This is a genomic window from Kitasatospora sp. NE20-6, assembly GCF_045862635.1.
On the sequence record NZ_BPRL01000015.1, the window covers coordinates 26,820 to 47,174 of the forward strand.

The following is a 20,355-nucleotide window of genomic DNA, read 5'->3' on the forward strand; positions in this document are numbered from 1 at the left end:
ATGGGAACGAACTCCAAGTCCACGCACCAGTCGTACACGGTCGCCCCGTCCACCGCGGCGACCCTGGACCCGCCGGCACCTGCGGCAGTTGCCGAGCAGCCCAGCCCGGCCGAGGCGGCCCAGCTGATCGCGGACCTGTTCAACGCGCCTTTCGGCGACGGGGCTGGCGTCGCAACGCCGCAGCCAATGGCCGGCTTGGGGATGCCCCCTGAGATCGCCGAGCCACCGGCATCTGCCGGCGGGGGGAAGGACCGGACCACGGACGAGCCGCCCGCGCCCGGCGAGGACGCGTGGGATCCGGTCGAGCCGCCCCCGGCTGCCGTGCCGGATGGGCTGGAAGGAGCCGAGGGGCCGGCCGCCACCGGCGATGGGATGCCCGCTCCTCGGGAGCCCAGGGAAGAGGAGGAGGATCCGGCCGAACAGCCGCTGACGCCGGTGCCGGAGGCCCCGACCAAGGGGATGGCGATCGGTGAGCCGATCCTGGTCGGCGGGGCCGACTTCCTCAACTCCGCGGCCACGCTGATCTCCTACGACTCCGCCGACGGCACCCCCCGCGAGGTACTGCTGGCCCATGTGAACGAGGAAGCCGAGGAGAAGCTCCTGGACGCGCTCGCGCTGTCCGAGGAGAAGTTGGTTCCGGTGGAGGTCACCAAGGAGGTCACCGGCCAGCTGGACCTCGACAAGCAGGCCAACCTGCACGAGCTCGTCGCCCAGGCGGCGAAGTCGGTGAACCACAAGCTGAAGAACGGCATGGACGTCCCACAGTCCACCCACGACAAGATCAAGGCCGCTACCGACGCCGTCGCCACCGCCGCCCAGGGCGCCACCGCCGACGAGACGGCCATGACCGGCTACTACCAGCAGCAGCTGGAGATGATCGCCGAGAAGGCGAAGTCCGGACTGGGAGATCAGACCTACGCCGACGGCGGGAAGATCCCCATGGTGACGCCCTACCTGCACACCGGCATGGCCACTGTGACCGAGATGGTGCCCGCGCCAGCCGCCGACCCCGAGCCGGGCCAGCTCTCGGCGAAGCTACGCGACGCCAGCCGGATCAACGCCTCTCTGGACCCGGCCACTGGCGAGGCTTCCTGGAACGGCGAGTCCCGTACCCAGGCGACGGGCAAGGAGTACCTCATCGACATGGGGGACGGCTGGAGCGCGGTCTACCGGCCCTACGGCCTCAACCAGCCAGGAAAGGCCGAGTTCAGCATGCGCGGCCAGCTTGAGGTCCACGCCCCCGCCGGGGCCGGCCACGGGCCCGAGCTCGTCTCCCGGCTCGAGCAGCTCCACCTCGCGAACAAGCCGATGACGGCCAGCGAAGGCGAATGGACGTACCTCGCCAACAACATCAAGGCACAAGGCCTGGCCTCGAACCCGCAGGTCAAGGAGGCAATGGAGGTCGCGAGAGGGCTGGAGGAGCTTCAGGTCCAGGAGCTCTTCCACGCCCACGCCCACGAGGCCGTCGGAATGGACGAGGCCGGCCTTTCGGCGTTCGCGAAGAAGCTCCAGCTGCAGGCCGCCCACGACGTCCTGCCCAAGCGCGTCGCGGTGGTCCGCGACGCTGTAGGCCAGGCTGCAGGCTTCGCCGATGGAGCCGCGCTGAGCGGGAGTCACGGCTACCAGCCGACCCCGACCAAGTCGGGCGGGTGGCTGACGTGGAGCCGCTTCGACGTCACCGGCAACCCCGAGGCCTTCGCCAGCGCCTGGCAGGGGCGCAGCCTCGTGCACGGTATGGGCGGCGGAGACGTCACCACCCTGTTCGCGACGGGGGTGCTCGCCTCCACCGAGCGCCGCGCCGTCATGGGCACGAGCAAGGGCGTCGGCATGAGCGAGGGCCCGGACAAGTTCTCCGGCGGTGCCAACAGCGTCTTCCTGCGGGTGAAGGACAAGCCGGCGGGCGGCAGCAGTGGCCACGGTGTCCGTCTGGTCTGGGACGACCCGGCGGTGCTGATGAAGCGCAGCGACTACTACGCCTACGACGGCGATCACTTCGGTGCGCTGCACACCGCCAGCGGGAAGAGCACCTACGGGCAGACCAGCGACCCGATGAAGATCGCGAAGTTCAGCGCGGGCAACAACGAGGTGATGTTCAGGGACGGCATCGACCTGCTCGGCTCGGAGGCGCCCAGTCGTGTCCTGTGCGGCAGCGCGGACAACCGCGACAAGCTCCTGAAGTTCTTCGCCGACAAGAAGATCACCCACCTCGGCGGCAAGCCCGTCACCGACGTCGTCGGCATCTGACCCACACCCACGGAGGGGACGCCATGAATGCCTGGACTGACCAACTCACCGACCTGCTCGCAGGCGGCCACACCGGCACCGGCGATCCGCTCGACGCCGGCGCCCAGATCGTCGTCACCGACCCGGACGGGACCGAGGCCTTCCGGGCCGCGCTCGCCCGCCACTGGCGCGAGGACGAGGACGACGCGAACCTGCTGTGGATCCGGCCGGTCGTGGGCGGGGGGCTGTCCCCCGAACCGGAGTTCGGCTACGTCTTCAACCTGAGCCTGGCCCGGCGGCGCGCCCTGCACTGGCACACCGCCGGAGTCGACGACCGCGGCGGCGTCGTCCTGCGTCTGGCCGCCTCCGAGGGCGGCGAAGGCCAGAGGGCCCGAATTGAGCCGGCCGGCGGAGCGGAACTGGAGGAGCTAGCGCGCTGGGACACCTTCGTCGACATGCTTTCCCCGGAGGAGGAGCAAGCCTTGGAGGAGCTGGCCGAGGACAGCTGGGGCGGACGCTTCGCGTGACGGACATAATGTCGTAGTGACATAATGTACACACCGATACGAGGAGGACCGCACGATGCGCCGCTCGGTGAGCAGCTTCAGAGCGGACCGCCTGGCCGCCGAACGGACGAAGGCCGGCCTGAGCCGCCAGGAGCTGGCCCAGAGGGTCGGCATCCGCCCCGCCGTGCTCGACGACTACGAGGCCGGCCTGCGCACGCCGAACGCCAAGATGCTGGCTGGCCTCGCGGAAGCAGCCGGATGCCAGACGAAGGAGCTCCTCGATCCCGCCGAGGAGCCGGACCTGCGGACCCTGCGCGAGCAGGCCGGCGGCCTGGGGCCGGGCGCGGCAGCCACAGCTGCGCAGATGTCCCGTGGGGCATTGGCCATGCTGGAGGCCGGCCGAACAACCGAGTTGAAGGACAGCGTCGCCGCGGCCCTGGCCGCGGCGTACGCCACCAGCGAGGAGGAAGTTCGCCAGGCGCACCAGCGCAGCGTGGCGTCCGCGCGGTCGACGGCGCCGATCTGGCTGACCGAGCGGACGCTGCAGCGCCTGGCCGACCACCTGGGTCGGACGCCCGACGAGCTGAGAGAGCTGATCGAGACCATCCAGGACGAAGAGCGGAGGGGATGAGAGTGAGCACCGAGCGCGGGAGCGCCATCACGATCGCGCGAACCCGGGCGCTGCGCAGCCCGCTGCCGGCATGCGAGGCGGACCTGCCGGCCGACGTGCCGTGGCTGCGCGCGCGGGCGCCGCACTTCGCCCGGGCAGCCGGGCTGCGGTTCCTGCTGATCCTGGACGCCGCGAAGTACACGCGGCTGACGGGGCAGCAGATCGGTGTCGAGGTGGTGGGCAGGGCCTACCGGGGACCGGAAAGTGCCCGTCTCGCCGTGCCGTTGCTGTACCTGCAGCAGGCCGCCCTCGCGACCCGCACCGAGGCCGACCAGGTCCTGGCGCACGAGGTCACCCACCTGAAGTGGCCGAGCTACGGACACAAGGTCAAGGCGTTCGACCGCGCCCAGTGGCTGCTCGCCCAAGTCGGGCAATGGGGCACTCTGGCATGATCGCGAGCGAACCGACGGCCGGCCGCACCACGACCACCAACGAGAGGACCAACCCATGGACTTGAGCGCCACCGGCGATCCCGTCGTCGTGCAGGAGGACACCCAGGTCAAGGTCGGAATCGACCTGCGGCCCGGCACGCTCGCCCTCACCTACGGCGGCAGGGCCTACGAGCCGTACCACGCCTCGGTGACGTTCGCCGGCGTCCAGCAGGACCCCTGGGCGGCGCAGCAGGTCACGTTCTCGGCCAAGGGGACGGATGGCAAGGCCACGGCCGTGACCGTGGACCTGCTCACCGAGGCATGCGACGGCCCCCGGGAGAACGTCCCCGCCGCTATCTGGAAGGTCGTGGCCCTGGCCGCTGCCTCCGCCGGAGACCTCGGCATCACCTACACCGCCCCAGACTGCGCCTAGGCAATCCTGGCGATCAATCCCGAACTCCGGTGGCGGTGACGGTGTTGAGGCGGCCACAGAACCAGCGTTGGGGGTTCTGGGTGGTCGCTTATAGCGCTCGCGGAGCTGAGGTGGGGGAACCCGGGCCAACGGCATTCGTCAGGTCGGACTGTACGGATGAGATGTCGACCGCGAGGAACCCGGCTCGGGTGCCTGCGGCGAGCAGGCCGTGGCCTGCTGCCAGTGCGTGAACTGGGTCCGCCAGAGGCAGCGTGTGCCCTTCGGGTGCTCGCGGGTTCCAGAGCCGCACCGTCCCGTCGTAACCGCTGGTGGCCAGGCGCGGGCTGCCATCCTCGGCCGTGAACACCGCCACCGCCCCCACCCAGCCGGTGTGGCCGGTGAAGAGCAGGTCATCGTTGGTGCCGGTGGCGGGGTTCCAGATCCGCACGATCCCGTCGTAACCGCCGATGGCCAGGCGCGGGCTGCCATCCTCCGCTGTGAACACCGCCATTGACCGAACCCAGTCGTCGTCCTCTGTGAGGGGCGCGCCGTCCTGGGTGCCGGTGGCGGGGTTCCAGATCCGCACCGTCCCGTCGCTGCTGGTGGCCAAGCGTTGCCTGCCGTCCTCGGCCGTGAACACCGCTACCGCCCCCACCCCGTCGGTGTGGCCGGTGAGGGGCTCGCTGTCCTGGGCACCGGTGGCCGGATTCCAGATCCGCACCGTCCCGTCGCTGCCGCCGGTGGCCAGGCGCGGGCTGCCATCCTCGGCCATGAACACCGTCACCACCCCCACCCCGCCGGTGTGGCCGGTGAGGGGCTCGACGTCCTGGGCACCGGTGACCGGATTCCAGATCCGCACCGTCCCGTCGCTGCCGCCGGTGGCCAGGCGCGGGCTGCCATCCTCGGCCATGAACACTGCCACCGCCCCCACCCCGCCGGTGTGGGGCTCACCGTCGTGGGTGCTGGTAGCGGGGTTCCAGATCCGCACTGTCCAGTCACCGCCGGTGGCCAGGCGTGGGCTGCCATCCTCCGCCGTGAACACCGCCACCGCCCCCACCCCTCCGGTGTGGCCGGTGAGGGGCTCGCCGTCCTGGGCGCCGGTGACCGGATTCCAGAGCAGCACCGTCTTGTCCTCACTCCCGGTGGCCAGGCGTGGGCTGCCGTCCTCGGCCGTGAACACCGCCACCGTCCGTACCCAGCCGGTGTGGCCGGTGAGGGGCTCGCCGTCCTGGGCGCCGGTGGCCGGATTCCAGAGCAGCACGTTCGTGTCGTCGCCGCCGGTGGCCAGGCGTGGGCTGCCGTCCTCGGCCGTGAACACCGCCACCGTCCGTACCCAGCCGGTGTGGCCGGTGAGGGGCTCGCCGTCCTGGGCGCCGGTGGCCGGATTCCAGATCCGCACCATGCCGTCGCTGTCGCCGGTGGCCAGGCGCGGGCTGCCATCCTCCGCCGTGAACACCGCCACGGTCCGTACCCCTCCGGTGTGGCCGGTGAGGGGCTCGCCGTCCTGGGCACCGGTGGCCGGATTCCAGATCCGCACCGTCTTGTCCACACTGCCGGTGGCCAGGCGTGGGCTGCCGTCCTCGGCCGTGAACACCGCCACCGCCGTCACCCAGTCGGTGTGGCCGGTCAGTTGCAGGTGGAGTTGGCGTCGCTGCACGGAGCCGACGATCAGCGCGGGGGGCCATTCGCCGGGGTTGTGGGTGTGGGTCTCGGTGGAGGGCGGGGTCCCGTCGATGTAGGTGGTGCCAAGTCGGCGCCACCACCGGCGCCACCCGGTGGCACTGCCGCCCGATTGGTCAGGGACTGTGCTGCCTTGGGCCTCGTGCTGGAGGAGGACCGTTCCGGCGATGGCGGGCGGCAGCGCGTTCGAGGGGAGGCCGTAGTTGAGGGCGGCGGCAGTGATGCTGGCGAGGTCGAGGGTGTCGAGCACGTCGGGGTGGTCGGCAAGGAGGTCGAGGGCTCCGGCGGTGTGGCCGAGGCGGGCGTGGGCGGCGAGGTGGTGGCGGATGTAGGGACTGACTGCCGGAGGCGGCGGGGTGATGGTGCCGCTGTCGTGGGTTTCCGGGGTCTCCAGGGTGTGGCGGGCGTGGTGGGTGAGGGCAGTGGTGAGGAGGGCATGGGCCTGGGGGGTGTCGGGGGCGGTGGTGAAGTGTTCGGTGAAGGTGCGGTGGGCGAGGCGGTAAACGCTGCGGTCGTACTCCTGGTCGAGGACGAGGTAGGGGGCGGCGTCGCGGAGCAGGCCGGGGATGCTGCTGCCGGTGTCGGCAGGGGTGTTGGTGGGGGTGAGGGCGTCGGCGGCGCGGGCCCAGATGCCGTCCTGGTCGGGCAGGCCGCGGCCCTGGGCAAGGCCGAGGGCGCGGAGCAGGGGGGTGTAGGCGGGGTCGGTGCGGTGGAGGCGCTCGAGGGCGCGGGTGAAGAGCTGACGGTGGGTGCGGCCGATCAGTGGGCCGGGGTCGGTGATGAGCCGGGGGTCGTTGAGAAGTTCGTGGGCAGCGAGGCGGACGTAGAGGAACTGCTGCGGTTCGGCGCCGTCGTGGTGGTGGTCGGTGACGAGGCGGCGGACGGCGTCCGCGATGTGGGTGTCGTCGGCGTCCAGGGCGCCGCGGCGTTTGGCGGCGTCGAGTTTGGCGCGCAAATATCCGGCCAGGGCCTCCGGGTCCCGGGTCACCTCGACGCACTGGACGTGTCCTTCCGGCCAGGCTTCGTGGCCACCCACCGGGCCGGCTCCGTGGGAGGTGGGCCTGGGCCGCAGGGCGTCGAGGATGTCGGTGTCGGCGGGGGCGGGCTGGTCGGGGCCCTCGTGGGTGGAGCGGCGGGTGCCGATGACGACGCGGACCGTGGGCAGCGCGGCGAGGGGGCGCAGGAGGGTGTCGGCGATGGTGAGGGGCTGTTCGGCTTCATCGAGGGCGTCGAACAGGAGAGTCAGCGGGACTTGCCGTGTACGCAGCTGGGTGATGAGTCGGGCGGCGAGGTCGGCGGGGGGCCTGCCGTCGGTGGCCTGCTGGGCGAGGTCGGGCAGGTCGGCGGCCTGGGCGATGAGTTGGATTGTGCGGGTGAGGGTGAGGCCGGAGAGGTGGGTGACGAGGTCGAAGGGGTGGTCGGGGCAGGGGGTCCCGGCGGGCAGGGGTTGCAGGTGGCCGTGGCGGACGAGGACCTCGCGCAGGTGGGTGCGGGAGTGAAGGAGGATGTGGCCGAGGAGAGCGGATTTGCCGGCGCCAGCGGGGCCGGTGACCACCAGGGCGCCGTGGGCGGCGGTGGTAAGCCAGTGGAGGATGCGGTCGCGTTCCAGGGTGCGGCCGTGGAAGTACCAGGCGAGTTCGCCGATTTCGGCGCCGGCTGCCTTGGGGAGGAAGTGGCGTTGCTCGTCGACGGGGAGCCGGTCGATGACGGCCTGGATTTCTGCGAGCTGATCCAGGGGCGCGGAGACGGCGGTGGCGGCGTCGGGGAGCAGGCGCACGAGTTTGTCGTAGTGGTCGTCGACGGTGTCGCCGCGGTAGCCGCCGAGATCGTGGGCGAGCTGACCGCCGAGGGTGGCCAGGCCGATGGCCGGCTGTCCGCGGAAGGTAACGGTCAGGGCCCTGTCGAGGGCGGGGGTGAAGTCGCCGAGTTCGGCGTAGCCCTCGGCGGCGGTGGACAGCAGCAGGTAGCGTCCCGCGCTGGGGTACCGGGTGAGGAGCTCGGCGTGAACGGTCCGGGCAAAGCGCCGGGAGAAGCAGGCGTCGAGGACGACGATCGCCCAACTGTCGGCGGCATCGGGGTGGACCTGGCGGCTGCCGATGGCGTCGGCGATGTCGTGCGCGCTGACGCCGCCGCCGATCGGGGCCGGGGTGCGGTGGTGGGCGAGGCTGTCTGCGCTTCCGTGACCGACCCAGTAGAGCACCGTGTTACCTCTGCTGGAAGAGGCGGTTGTGCCTGTCCAGCTGCTGAGCCGGTCCTCGGCTGCCTGCCGGTCCCGCTCGTGGGGCGGGGTGTCCCACGGAGTGAGGTGCAGTCCGTATGGGGCGAGCAGGTCGGCGATGGCCTGCACGTGCTGCTCGGTCTTCAGATGCGGGTGGTGGCGGTAGGCGGTGAAGTTCACCGGAAACAGCTCGACCGTGCTGGCACCGGCCGGGGCAGGGTGGGAGTCGGAGGCGTGCGGGGTGCCGGGTGCGCTCATAGGTGGGTTACCGGGTTCGGGTGTCGGGTGGGCTGACGAGGACGAGCTGGGAGATGGGCACGTGGCTTCCCGTGTCCAGGATTACGCGGTACAGGTCGGGAGCGTCGGGGATGAACCGGGCGCACATGGTCCGGTCGGGGTCGTCGGGCCGGCGGGTGAGGGTGAGTGGGTGGCCGGGACGGCCGGTGGTGGCGCTGCGGACACTCAGGCTGACGCCCGCGGGGGTGTCCAGGCCGGTGACTTTGAGGGTGAGGGGCTCGCCGGAGGTCCCGCCGAGGTGAGGGGTCTGCAACCCGGGTCCGTCGCCGCTGCCGTCGCTTCCGAGACGGGTGCCCCGCGGGCGCTCCAGGGCGATGCGGCGCACTTGGCGCAGTACTTCGTCGTGGCAGGTCAGGGTGCCGTGCTGGCCGAACATGTAGGTGATGGCCTCGGTGCCCGTCTGGGCGGACGGGATGTGGACGGTGCCGTCGCCGGAGGTGTTGCGCCGGGCGGGGATGCCGGTGGCCGGGTCGCGTACGAGTTCGCCGTCGTCGCCGACGTCGAAGGCGTGGTGGCGGCCCACCGCGACCGCAAGACCTGCGCGCTTCTGCTCGTCCAAGGTCTGCACGGTGGCCTGGGCCTCACCGACGATCGCCCGGTGCCCGGGCATCGCGAACCCGTTCTCGCGGTGGCGTGCGTGCTCGGCCAGCGAGCGAGCGGCCAGGTTTTCGTGGCCGCCGAACCGGGCGACGTCCCCCGGGGTGAGCCGCGCCACGTCCAGGCCGCGGTCCAGGCATCGGTAGCCGGGCAGCAGGTCGTGGACGCCTGGCAGCGTCGTCGCCATCTTCTGGACGTGCCGCTGCAGCCACGTCGGCCTCGCCTCGGCGTTCAGGAGGTTGAGCGCAAGGACAGTGCTCGCCGAGCCGAGGAACGGCGTTCCGATGGTGATCACCGCGCGGGTGTCAGCGGCGAGTTCCGGGTCCTGTTCGAGAGCGGCCCGCACCACGAGTCCGCCCATGGAATGGGCGGCGAACAGCAGCCGCGGCTGCCGCTCGCCGGCCGCGCGCCACTCAGGTCGGCCGGCCACCTGCTCCCGCCACCGGGTGAGGTGGGCGCGGGCCGCACGGGCCAGCAGGGCGCCGTTGTAGGAGACGGCCAGGCGCCAGTCGTAGGGGAACGGCGCCACCGCGTCGGGCGCCAGAGTGGCTTTCTGCAGAGTCTTACGCAGGTCGGTGTAGGGGTCGAGGCCCTCGAAGACGGGCAGCCACCACGGCTTGGCCAACAACTCGGCGGCGCGGATGCGGGTCAGCGGGCCGTGCCACCGGACGGTCTCGGCGTCGGCGGCCTGCTCCTGAGCATCGGCGTGCAGCGCGCCGAGGAAGCCCTCGCCGACCGCCCGGTCGGTGAGCATCGCGAGGTCCACGCCCCACAACAGGCGGCCCGTCGCGGTGTCCTCCAAGACGCTGCCCATGATGCCCGGCACCACGATGCAGGCATCCCGGGTCCGGTCATCGAACACCGGCGGCGCACTCGTGTATGGCATGACGTGGCTGTACCCGTCAGCCCCCGGAGGTCCCATGCCACCCGACGATAAAGTAAGCACACCCACCACCTTCGTGGGCCGCGCCGAGAACGGCTGCAGCCGCCCAGGAGCCAGCCGCGACGCCCGGTGTCGGAGTCCCTTGGTCCTCACGCCCGAGCCAGGGTGTTGCGTCGGCTGCTACCAGTCCAGGAGCGTGTGCTGGTCGAAGCTGCTGGGGCGCGACCGACCGATGGGAGTGGGGTCCGGGGGATGGTGCCCGGCGAGGCGGTAAACCGCTTCGAACATGTCGCGGTTGTGGTCCAGCCGCCACCACTCCAGGGCCGTGTGGACATCGGCGAGCGCGTCGGCGGGGCTCTTGCCGGTGAGCAGGCAGCTGTAGCGGGCGGCGACGGCGGGGGTGCGGCTGCGACCCGCCACGCAGTGGAGGTACACCCGCTTCCCCTCCTGGCGCAGCTGCTGGACGGTGCGCGCGGCCTGGTCGACGACGAATGCGGTATCGGTGTTGGCTCCGGCGCGGTCGACCAGCCAGACCTGGATGTGCTCGACCCCGGTCCGGCGCAGGATGGGGCCGGATCCGACGCGGCAGAGGCTGACGACTGCGTCGATCGGCGCGTCGCCGACGGCGGTCTGGGCGAGGTTGCCGATGATCAGGCCGGGGTCGTCCGGGTGGACGACGGCGAACGGCTGTCCGCCGGTCTGCGGGTGCGGCATCCGCTCGATCCTCGGCCAGCCGCTGGAGTCGTCGCGGCCCTTGTTCACGGTCAGGACCGCGAGGCTGACCAGGTCGGAGGCGTCCTGGCTGGGCCATCCGTGGATCTGGCGCTGCCAGTTGAGCGGCACTGCCGAGCCGCCCCAGCGTGCGCCGAGGAGTGCTCCGGCGATGGCGGCGACGGTGTCGGTGTCGTGGCCGATGCGCACGGCGTTCTCCAGGGCGAGCCGGAGGTGCTGGCTGGCGAAGGAGCCGTTGGCGGGGTCGGCTGCGGGCACGGGAGTCTGGGTGATGGCGGCCCAGGCGGCCTGGAGCGCCACGACGACGAAGCCGTTCTTGCTGGCGAAGGTGTGCGGGGGCCGGTTCTCGGCCTCGTCGAGCCAGGCGGACCACTGGGCGCGGCGGTTCGCGGGGAGCAGGGCCAGTCCGGCGCGGACCCCATCGAGGGTGCCGTCGAGCCCGTACTGCAGTCGCACCCTCTGATCGACGGGGTCGAGGTCCCCGTCTTCGGCCGGACGGACATGTGGTCGTTCGTGGCCACCCGCAAGCCGGCCAACGTGAGTACCTCCGCCTGGCGGGCGCATTTCGCCGACCTGGAGGGTGTGTGGAACCTGAGGGCTCGCGAAGTCGCCATGGTGATGCTGAATCCCCGTCACCCTGCTGTCCTGGCGGCCGGGATCAATCGCAAGGCCAGGCCGGCCTCGGTCAGCTCGGTCTTCCACACGATGTTCCTGCTGAGGCATCTGGCGGCCTGGGCAGCACAGCGCGGCCTACCGGCCGACCTGACCCAATGGCAGGACGACGACATACGGGCATGGGTTGATCACCGCCGCGGTGAGGCGAGCGCGAGCCGGGTGGTGAGCTACGTGTCCGTCGCTCGACTCCTGCACCAACTGGGCCCGTTGCTGACCGGCGGCGGCCTCGCCCGCGACCCCTGGCCCGGTCAGTCGGCCCGGCAGGTCGCCGACCTTCCCGTCGACAAGGCCGTTCGGACCCCGAACATCGACCCTCAGGTCTGGCAAGCGTTGGTGAAGGCAGCTTGGACCTACGTCCATACCTTCGGTCCGGACATCCTGCGGGCGCGGGCGCGAGCCATCCAGGTCGAGCAGGCAGCCGCCAAGACTGCTGCAGGGCTCGAAGGTCTTGTCGACGAGTATCTCGCCGATCCGGACAACATCATCCCGCTCCACCCTCCGCGTTACCTCGCCTACTGTGATCGACATCAACCTGGGGACCTCGGACCGGAGTTGGAGGTGAACTGGTCATTCCTCGGGGTCCTCATCGGCATCCGGCGAGAGCAACGGGCTCTGACCACACTCACCGGTTACCGAAGCCACGTCGGACGGGCTCGGGCCAAGATCCTCCAGGCGGTGCGCGAGGGCCGGGGGCGTCCAGGAGGGCTGCTCGATTCCTACGCGACGGTCACCCGCCCGGACGGCAGCACCGGCCCATGGCATCCCGGGCTGTCACCCAGGGGCGTCCGGGACGAGTGCGTCACTCTACGTGGCGCCTGCTATGTGATGGTTGCGGCGCTGTCGATGATGCGCGACAGCGAGATCCGCGAGATCACCCGCGGCTCGGTCGTCCAGCACTACGGGGCGCCAGCGGTGACGTCGATGAAGCGCAAGCACGATCCGAACCAGCCGCGCGAGCACTGGTGGATCATCGAGCCGGTCGCCGAGGCCATCGCAGTCGCCGAGGCCATCTCCCGACACGCCGACCTGGTCTTCTCCAGCGACGTTGGAGGCGGTGTCAACGGTGAGAGCGTTGACACCGAGGCCGGCTTCAAGAGCGGCCAGGTGGTGAGCAAATTCATCGAACGGATCAACAGCCGCAGCGACTTCACCGGCCTGAGCATCCCCGAGGGACACGTGGCGCCCCACATGTTCCGAAAGACGATGGCCATGCTGACCGCAACCGAACCCAGCGCGGAGATCGCACTCGGCCTTCAGCTCAAACACGCGGCGACACGAGCGCTGGCCAACCGCTCCACCCAGGGATACATGGCCACGGACACGGCCTGGGCGAAGCTGCTGGACTCGGCCGTCGACGACATCCGCTTCACCAGGCTGCGGGAGTTCTACGACGACTACCACTCCGGCAAGACCATCGGCTTCGGCCCGGGTGCCGAACGGATGACGGCAGCCTTCGACACCGTCCGGCGGACCGCCCAGGCCCGGCAGGGTGACGCCCGGGTCGAGTACGACATCCTCCGCAAGACGCGGATCTCGATCCGGCTGGGCAAGCTCAACCACTGCATGTTCGACGAGAACAGCCCCACCGGCGCGAAGTGCCTCGAGAATGCCATTGCTCCGGAGGGGCACCGAGGGCCCCTGATCGACCGATGCCAGCCCGGCCGATGCGCGAACAGCGTCATCGGACGAGAACACCTCCCCATCTGGGAGGCCGAGCAGAACAGCCTTCTGGCCCTGCTGGATCAGCCGAAGATCGCCCCGTGTCGGAGGACGGCTCTGCAGCAACAGTTGGACGATGTGAAGGCCGTGATCCGGAAGGCGGAGTCATGAGTGTTTCAGCGGCGACGGAGAAGGCCTTGCGCGAAGCCATGGCGCGGCTGGTCGAGGGTCGCCCGCGCTACACGGACGGGGCGCTCACGAAGGAGAATCTCTACCGCGAGGCCCGAGTCAGCCGGGCGACCATGAACCGGGCCACGGCGGTGCTTGAGGGCTGGGACGCCTACGTGTCCGAACACGGCCGTCGGACCCGAGGTGAGTCCCAGCGCGACGCCGAGATCGCCGAACTGATGAGGAAACTCAAGGCGAAGACCGCAGAGTGCACTCAGTTGCAGCAGAAGCTCGATGCCGCAGCGACCGTGATCGCCGCCCTCCACCTTGACAACGAAGCCCTCCGCGAGCACATCCGCAGCCGCTCCGCCGGAACGGTTGTTGCGTTCCCCGGCCGGCGGCGGGGTGAAGACCATGAACCGGGGTGACATAACGCGCACGGGATCCAGTCACGCGGCGATGCCGAGCTCCTTGCGGGTGCGGTGGACGAACTCTCGGACGGTCGGCTCTCGCCGCCAAGGCGTGAGGGCCGCGTTGAACTCGCGGACGTAGTCCAGGGCCCGGGAGGACTGGACGCGGGCGAGGATGTCCACGGCCTGGTGGCCGAGTTGCAGTCCGTGGTCGAGGTCCCGGTCCTGGAGGTGGGCGGTCCCGACGATGGCCAGACGCATCCCGACCGAGCGGGTGAACACGCCCGGTGCCATGGCGGTTGCCCGCGCGTTCCAGGCGAGGGCCTCCTTGGGCCTCTTCAGGTCACGGAAGATCTCCGCCGCGTCCGCCGACAGGCGGGGGTGGCCATAGAAGTCGATCCACGCCGGTTCGTCGTCGCCGTCCCCGGCCTGGCCGAGGAGGCCCTCGGAGGAGGCGAGGGCAGCCGCAGCCGCCCTCGCGTCACCCGCACGGGCATGGGCCCGGGCCTCGATCAGCTTGGTGAACGCCAGCACCCTGGGCGCCGCCTCGTGCTTGGCCCGCTGGAAGGCACCCTGGGTCATGTCGATGGCCTCGCTGGCGAAGCCCCGCAGCAGGGTCTGCATCGCCATGGTGGTCAGCACATAGCAGCCGAGCTGCACGTCGCCGCCGGCCCGGGCGAGGCGGAGGGCCTGGATGAAGTGCCGTTGGGCGGCGTCGTGCTGACCGACGTCGAAGGCCGTCCAGCCGGCCAGGCGGGACAGCTCGGCAGTCACCGAGAACAGCTCGCGGCCCACCCCGTCGCTGAACGAGCCGTTCAGCAGCGGGACGGCACGCTCCTGCAGGCAAGCCGTGACCGAGTTGGCCTTCCAGTTCCCGCCGCCATACTTCGAGTCCCAGCGGCGGGCGTCGTCGGCGGCCTCCCGCAACTCGGCGAGGTCAGCGGCACCCACGCGCACGCTGCCACGGTGGGCCGCTGTCTCGTCGGCGGGTGTCACCGGCCAGCGGGTCACCGGCGTGGTGAACGCGGCGACGGCGAAACTGGATCCGGTGAGGAAGTCGCGGCGGTTCACGGAACTCCAGAACGAAGTGGCGACGCGGACGGCGTCGGCGGGGTCTCGCGGGAAATCCAACCCCACCGCGGCGTCCGGTGTCTGCGTGTCCGCCATACCGATCTCCGCCAACTGCACTGGTCGTCCGAGGCGTTCGCCGATCGCCTGGGCCAGCAGCTTGGGCACGGGCCAGTCGGGAACCATGCCGCGGCGGCACCAGTTCGCGACCGAGGTATGCGTATATGTCGTGGTCAGCCCGGCTTCGTGGGCCAGCTGGTTCACGCGAAGGGCCAGCGATTTGTGGCTGGCCCCGTCACACTTTTCGATCATCCGGGCCAGCGCGTCGTTCGGCGGCTTGGCCCGGCGGGTGGCCGACGCCACAGCGTCCCCCTCCATCGGTCCCGCGCGGCTCTGCGCGGAAGTCGTACGCGACTGGGCACGAGAAGTCGTACATCCGGCACCTGACGCCGGATCACCGAGGGTATTGCCTTCGCCGCTCGTGATGAACCGCTTTCGCGAGTTGTGAGCCCCCTTGCGAGCCCTGCCCCGGGTCGGCGGGACGCGGTTGTCTGATGCCCCGGGCCTCCGCCGGACCGGACCACAGACCTTCCGGCGGGGGCCTTCACCGATTCACGCTCGGGGGTGACAACCAGATGTGCGGAATCGCAGGACTGGCCGGCGCGGACGCCGCCCGCCACGAGACCACGGTCGCGGCGATGGGCCTGGCCCAGCACCACCGCGGCCCGGACGGCACCCGGCACCTGATCTCGGCCGACGGCCGGGCGGTGCTGTCCATGAACACCCTGCTGATCGTCGACCGCGCCGCCCAGCCCGGCCCCTACCAGGACCCGGCCAGCGGCATCGTCCTCACCTTCAACGGCGAGATCTACAACTACCGGCAGGTCGCCGCAGCTTGGGGCATCGACCTGGAGCCCGGTGACACCGACGCCCACCTGGTCGTGCGGGCCTGGGCCAAGCTCGGGCCGGCCTGCCTGGCTGGGCTGGACGGCATGTTCGCCCTGGCCGCCTATGACCCGCGCGAGGGCCGGCTGTTCCTCGCCCGGGACCGGCTCGGCGAGAAGCCCCTCTACTGGCGCCTGGACGGTGGGCGCCTCGCGTTCGCCTCCGAGGTCACCACCCTGACCGGCTACGGCACCGCCCCGCTGGTCGTCCGACCGGAGATGCTGTCCATCGAGACGCCGACCGGCGCCGACACCCCGTTCCAGGGGATCCAGCTGCTGCCACCGGCCGGGCTGCTGGCCTTCGACGTCGCCACCGGATCGCTGGTCCAGCGGACCTGGTGGCAACTGGAGGGCCTGGAGCCCTGGCAGGGCGACTACAAGACCGCGCTGGCCCGGTTCTCGACCCTGCTGGCAGACCGGATCCCGATGCGGGCGCCCGGCTCGGACTTCGCGCTGCTGCTGTCGGGCGGGCTGGACTCGTCGGTGCTGGCCTACCTGATGCGCCCGCCGGTCTGCGTCACGGTCCGCTACCCCGGCCAGGACCGCCTTGACGAGTCCGAGACCGCCGCGCTCGTCGCCCGGGACATCGGCGCCGAACTGGTCGTCATCGAGCCGACCGTCCAGGACTTCACCCGCGCGCTCCCGGAGATCATGCACGCACTGGACTACCCCATGGGCAACGCCAGCACGTTCAGCGAGCACATGGCCTACCGGGCGGTCGCCGAACGTGGCATCCGGGTCGTGGTCGGCGGGCTCGGCCCGGACGAGTTCCTGATGGGCTACGTCCGCCACGCGCTCGTCCTGTTCGGCCCGCAGGCGGTGCTGGACGCCGGGCTGGAGGCCTACCGGCCGCTGGCCTCCAAGCTCCTCGGTTCCACCGGGGAGCCGCTGGAGCCAGCCGAGGCGATCGTGAAGCTGGTCCTGCGCGGCCAGGACCCGGACGGGCGGCTCCACGAGCTGGTCACCGACTCCCTCCGCCGGGCCGGCGGAGACCTGGCGCGGGGGCTGACTCTGGCGGACCTGGCCACGGCCTGGCGCCCGCTGGTGATGACCTCGGACAAGCTCGCCTCGGCATTCGCGCTGGAGCGGCGCTCGCCTTACCTGGCCCGGGACCTGGTCGAGTTCTCCTACCGGCTGCCCATCGAGCACAAGATCGCCGACCCGGCGGCGGGCAAGCGGATCCTGCGGGACGCCGCGAAGACCCTCGGCCTGCCCCGGGAGGTCTGGGGCAGCCGGGACAAGCTCGGGTTCGCCTCCCCGGTCCCGAGCTGGCTGTCCGGCCCGCTGGAGCCCTGGGCGACCGCCCAGATCAGCTCCGCGCTCGACCAGGCCCCGCGCGGGCTGCAGCCGCTCCTGGCGGGCGGCCTGCGGCCGGGCGGGCGGTTCGACCGCACCCGGATGCAGGCCCTGATGGCCGCGGCCTGGTTCTCCGACCAGACGCTGGCGGCTGCGGCATGACGGTCCGTCGGCTCACTACGGTGAGCACATGGAGATCCTTCCCCAGAACCCGTCCGCCGCCGAACCGCGCGGAGCGGTCGCGATCATCACCAACCGCCGCGGCGAGCTCCTGCTGCACCTGCGCGACGACCTCGAACACGTGGCCTGGCCCGGCCACTGGAGCCTACTTGGAGGCGGCTGCGATCCCGGCGAGACCCCGGTCGGCGCGATCGTCCGTGAGCTCGACGAGGAAGCCGGCCTGGCCGTCGACGGCGGCCTGACCGAGCTGTTCGAGATCCGGGACGTCCACGGCTCCGGGCAGATCATCACCTTCTTCGCCGGCTCCTGGGACGGCGACGAGACCGCGCTGCCACTGGCCGAGGGCGTCAAGCTCCAGTTCTTCGCCCCTGAGCACCTGCCCGTTCTGACCATCCCGCCGTTCATCCGCGACGGCATCCACCGCTTCCTCGCCGCCCAGCCGGGCGCCTGACCGCCCCGTCCTCGAGGGGGACCGGGGCGCCCGGCCAGGCGGCACCCCGCCCCCTTGGAAGGACACGTTCGTGAAGCTCACCGTGATCGGCTGCGGCTACCTCGGCGCGACCCACGCCGCCGCGATGGCCGAGCTCGGCCACCAGGTCCTCGGCATGGACACCGACACGTTCAAGGTCGAGGCGCTGAACAAGGGCCAGGCCCCGTTCGTCGAGCGCGGCCTGGACGACCTGCTCGCCAAGCACACCGCCGTAGGCAACCTGCGATTCACCGCCTCCTACTCGGAGGCCGCTGAGTTCGCCGACATCCAGTTCTTGGGCGTCGGCACCCCCCAGCAGGACGGCAGCGGCGCCTACGACCTCACCCACCTCCACTCCGCGGTCCGCCGCCTGGCCCCCAGGCTCCGGGACGGCGCGCTCATCATCGGCAAGTCCACCGTCCCGGTCGGCACCGTCGCCCAGCTGCGGCAGACCCTGGACGAGCACACGCCCGCCGGGGTGAGCGTCCGGCTGGCCTGGTCGCCGGAGTTCCTGCGCGAGTCCTTCGCCGTCCAGGACACCCTGGAGCCGGACCGCATCGTGCTCGGCATCGAGGACGGCGACACCAGCAGCGAGGCCGCCTTCCGAGCTGTCTATGCCGACATCCTGACCAAGGGCTCCCCGCTCATCGTCACCGATATGCCCACCGCCGAGCTGATCAAGGGCGCCGCGAACGCCTTCCTCGCCACCAAGATCTCCTTCATCAACGCGATGGCCGAACTCTGCGAACTGACCGGCGCCGACGTCCAGCAGCTCGCCCTCGCCCTGGGTTACGACCAGCGGATCGGCGCCAAGGGCATGCGACCCGGCCTCGGGTTCGGCGGCGGCTGCCTGCCCAAGGACCTGGCCGGATTCACCCACCGCGCCGAGGAGATCGGCGCTAACCAGGCCGCCACCTTGCTCCGCCAGGTCGACGTGATCAACCAGCGCCGGCGCGAGCACACCGTCGCCCTCGCCCGCCAGGCACTCGGCGGCACCCTGGCCGGCAAGCGGATCGCAGTCTGGGGCGCCGCGTTCAAGGCCAACACCGACGACATCCGCGACTCCCCGGCCCTCGCGGTCGCCGATGCGCTGCACCGGGCTGGCGCGGAGGTCACCGTCCACGACCCGGCCGCGATGGAGAACGCCCGCCGGGCCTACCCCCAGCTCGAGTACGCCGACGACCCCGCCTCGGCCGTCATCGGCGCCGCCCTGCTGCTGCACCTGACCGACTGGCCCCAGTACTCCGACACCGACCCGGCCACCCTCCTCCAGCACATCGCCGTCCCCAGGGCCATCGACGCCCGCGGCACCCTCAACCCCGAGCGCTGGCGCACGGCCGGCTGGACCTTCCACGCTCTCGGCCGCCCCTGACCCCCACCGGCCGCACGCCTTCGCGGACTCCTGCCGCAACATCGCTCCCACGCTGAACCTGATCGCCTGATCGAGCGCGCCGCTGTCCCGAGCCGTCCAGACGACTCGGGACAGCGGCGCATCAAGGCCCGTTTCGGAAACCCCGGTGATCGACGGCCAGTGCTCTGGAATGCTGGGACCACCCATGTTGAGGAGCTCCGCGTGATCGTTTTCGACACCTCCACGCTGTTCGGCCTGAGCCCGGATGATCCCAAGTTCGACCTGCTTCGCGCTCTGAAGAAGTCCGGCCAGCAGAAGGTGGGCATCCCCTGGATGGTCCGAGAGGAACTGGTCGCCCAGAAGGTTCTCCGGCACGCTGACGCTCACAAGGCCGCCGACTCCGCGATCACGGCGTTGAACCGGACCGCGCCGTGGTTGAGGGAACGGAACCCGAGCGCCTTTGACGCCGATGCCGCCAAGCGCTACTGGCGGCAGAAGTACGGAACACTGTTCGAGATCATCGAGACCTCTGGCGACGTCGCCCTCCAAGCACTCGCCCGCGAGGCCAACTGCGAGAAGCCGGCCAAGGGCTCGGATGCGAAGGCGAAGGCTGGTGCCCGGGACGCAGCCATCTGGCTGTCGGTGATCGACTACCTGAAGAACAACCCCACCGAGACGGTTCACTTCGCCAGCGCGAACACGAGCGACTTCGGTAAGGGCGGCACATTCCCCTCGCCGATGGCCGAGGACCTTGAGGGCCTTGAGGAACGACTCGTGCTCCTGACGTCCTTCGACGAAGTCGTCGAACAGTTCAGCACACCGCTGGACATCGACGAGGATTTCATCCAGAAGGCGCTGAGCGAGCTGCTGGCCAGCGAGGAGACGCTGAGCCCACTGGAGTCCGCAGTCAAGGATCTGCTGGCGGCACCGGCACGCACCTGGGTCGGAAACTCGGTGAACGGCTTCCTGACCGGGCTGGCCACCGACTACACCCCCGTTCGTTGGAACACATGGATCAGCGCCCCGAACGCAATCGTGCGGCGCGTTCAGGACGTCTCGGGCCACAAGATCGGCGACGAAGAGTGGTACACCGCGACAGTCGACTGGATCTTGGTCGGCTTCGCGACACTGCCGACCACGATTACAACCGCCGCACCGACCGCGGCCGGGTCAGCAGCGCAGATCGCCTGTCAGTGGCGGACCAAGCTCCTCTTCAGCTCGAGGCCGGGCGAGGTTCCCACCATCCTGCAGTCCTGGGCACCCACCGCCCTTGATCCGGCAGAGAAGGACGAGTGGGAACCCATCGTCCTCGACGCGACGGCCTCGACCACCAGCACTGCGGCGGCCCTCGGGCTACTCATCGCAGGTCTAACCGCGGCATTCGTCAAATACAAGTCCGGCGGCTTCACTATCGGAGAAACCGCAGCTGGCTAATGAAGAAACGGCGACGGCCTGTCAGATGAGACTGGCCGGCCGTCGCTTCTGTGATAAGTGATGCCCATCGGGGATCTCTTGCGTGATAGACGAATCTGCCATGAGCTGCCGG

15 protein-coding genes are annotated in these 20,355 nt (G+C 70.6%); 11 read left to right on the plus strand and 4 right to left on the minus strand.

Annotated elements, in window-relative coordinates; translation table 11 throughout:
- From SNE206_RS14890 to SNE206_RS14910, 5 genes are all read left to right on the plus strand, one after another.
- Positions 1-2,244 carry a hypothetical protein gene (locus SNE206_RS14890; RefSeq protein ID WP_407913813.1) on the plus strand — a complete coding sequence of 748 codons (2,244 nt, stop codon included), beginning with the start codon at positions 1-3 and terminating at the stop codon, positions 2,242-2,244.
- A gap of 23 nt (positions 2,245-2,267) precedes the next feature.
- The gene (locus SNE206_RS14895; protein ID WP_407913814.1) at positions 2,268-2,750 is read left to right on the plus strand and encodes a hypothetical protein; all 483 of its coding nucleotides are present in this window, start codon (positions 2,268-2,270) and stop codon (positions 2,748-2,750) included.
- Positions 2,751-2,817: 67 nt separating this feature from the next.
- Complete coding sequence (locus tag SNE206_RS14900) at positions 2,818-3,360, plus strand: helix-turn-helix domain-containing protein (protein ID WP_407913815.1); 543 nt, start codon at positions 2,818-2,820, stop codon at positions 3,358-3,360.
- A 2-nt stretch (positions 3,361-3,362) separates the two neighbouring features.
- Positions 3,363-3,791 carry a hypothetical protein gene (locus tag SNE206_RS14905; RefSeq protein ID WP_407913816.1) on the plus strand — a complete coding sequence of 143 codons (429 nt, stop codon included), beginning with the start codon at positions 3,363-3,365 and terminating at the stop codon, positions 3,789-3,791.
- A 55-nt stretch (positions 3,792-3,846) separates the two neighbouring features.
- Complete coding sequence (locus tag SNE206_RS14910; RefSeq protein ID WP_407913817.1) at positions 3,847-4,203, plus strand: hypothetical protein; 357 nt, start codon at positions 3,847-3,849, stop codon at positions 4,201-4,203.
- An 88-nt stretch (positions 4,204-4,291) separates the two neighbouring features.
- Here SNE206_RS14910 and SNE206_RS14915 read toward each other — a convergent pair whose 3' ends face one another.
- The 3 genes from SNE206_RS14915 to SNE206_RS14925 all read right to left on the minus strand — a co-directional run bounded on the left by SNE206_RS14915 (position 4,292) and on the right by SNE206_RS14925 (position 11,045).
- Entirely contained in the window at positions 4,292-8,338 is a 4,047-nt protein-coding gene (locus SNE206_RS14915; protein ID WP_407913818.1) for an AAA family ATPase, read from the minus strand.
- A 7-nt stretch (positions 8,339-8,345) separates the two neighbouring features.
- Positions 8,346-9,860, minus strand: coding sequence for a lipase/acyltransferase domain-containing protein (locus SNE206_RS14920; protein WP_407913819.1), 1,515 nt, complete (start codon positions 9,858-9,860; stop codon positions 8,346-8,348).
- Between the two features lie 177 nt (positions 9,861-10,037).
- Complete coding sequence (locus tag SNE206_RS14925) at positions 10,038-11,045, minus strand: ADP-ribosylglycohydrolase family protein (protein WP_407913820.1); 1,008 nt, start codon at positions 11,043-11,045, stop codon at positions 10,038-10,040.
- Between the two features lie 57 nt (positions 11,046-11,102).
- On the opposite strand from SNE206_RS14925, the gene SNE206_RS14930 reads away from it, so the two are divergent.
- On the plus strand, positions 11,103-13,094 hold the full coding sequence (locus SNE206_RS14930; protein WP_407913821.1) for a hypothetical protein: 1,992 nt from the start codon (positions 11,103-11,105) through the stop codon (positions 13,092-13,094).
- Positions 13,091-13,519: a hypothetical protein gene (locus SNE206_RS14935; RefSeq protein WP_407913822.1), complete on the plus strand. Its 429-nt coding sequence runs from the start codon at positions 13,091-13,093 to the stop codon at positions 13,517-13,519. The genes SNE206_RS14930 and SNE206_RS14935 overlap by 4 nt, the downstream gene beginning before the upstream one ends.
- A 21-nt stretch (positions 13,520-13,540) precedes the next feature.
- Here SNE206_RS14935 and SNE206_RS14940 read toward each other — a convergent pair whose 3' ends face one another.
- Positions 13,541-14,932: a sporulation protein gene (locus SNE206_RS14940; RefSeq protein ID WP_407913823.1), complete on the minus strand. Its 1,392-nt coding sequence runs from the start codon at positions 14,930-14,932 to the stop codon at positions 13,541-13,543.
- A 272-nt stretch (positions 14,933-15,204) separates the two neighbouring features.
- Between SNE206_RS14940 and SNE206_RS14945 the strand changes: the two genes are divergently transcribed.
- From SNE206_RS14945 to SNE206_RS14960, 4 genes are all read left to right on the plus strand, one after another.
- A complete protein-coding gene (locus tag SNE206_RS14945) occupies positions 15,205-16,971 on the plus strand; it encodes an asparagine synthetase B family protein (protein ID WP_407913824.1) in 1,767 nt (588 codons plus the stop codon).
- A 28-nt stretch (positions 16,972-16,999) separates the two neighbouring features.
- Positions 17,000-17,440 carry an NUDIX domain-containing protein gene (locus SNE206_RS14950; protein ID WP_407913825.1) on the plus strand — a complete coding sequence of 147 codons (441 nt, stop codon included), beginning with the start codon at positions 17,000-17,002 and terminating at the stop codon, positions 17,438-17,440.
- Positions 17,441-17,510: 70 nt separating this feature from the next.
- On the plus strand, positions 17,511-18,830 hold the full coding sequence (locus tag SNE206_RS14955) for a UDP-glucose dehydrogenase family protein (protein WP_407913826.1): 1,320 nt from the start codon (positions 17,511-17,513) through the stop codon (positions 18,828-18,830).
- Positions 18,831-19,031: 201 nt separating this feature from the next.
- Positions 19,032-20,243 (plus strand): PIN domain-containing protein, encoded by a 1,212-nt coding sequence (locus tag SNE206_RS14960; RefSeq protein WP_407913827.1) that lies wholly within the window; start codon positions 19,032-19,034, stop codon positions 20,241-20,243.
- Positions 20,244-20,355: the final 112 nt, after the last annotated feature.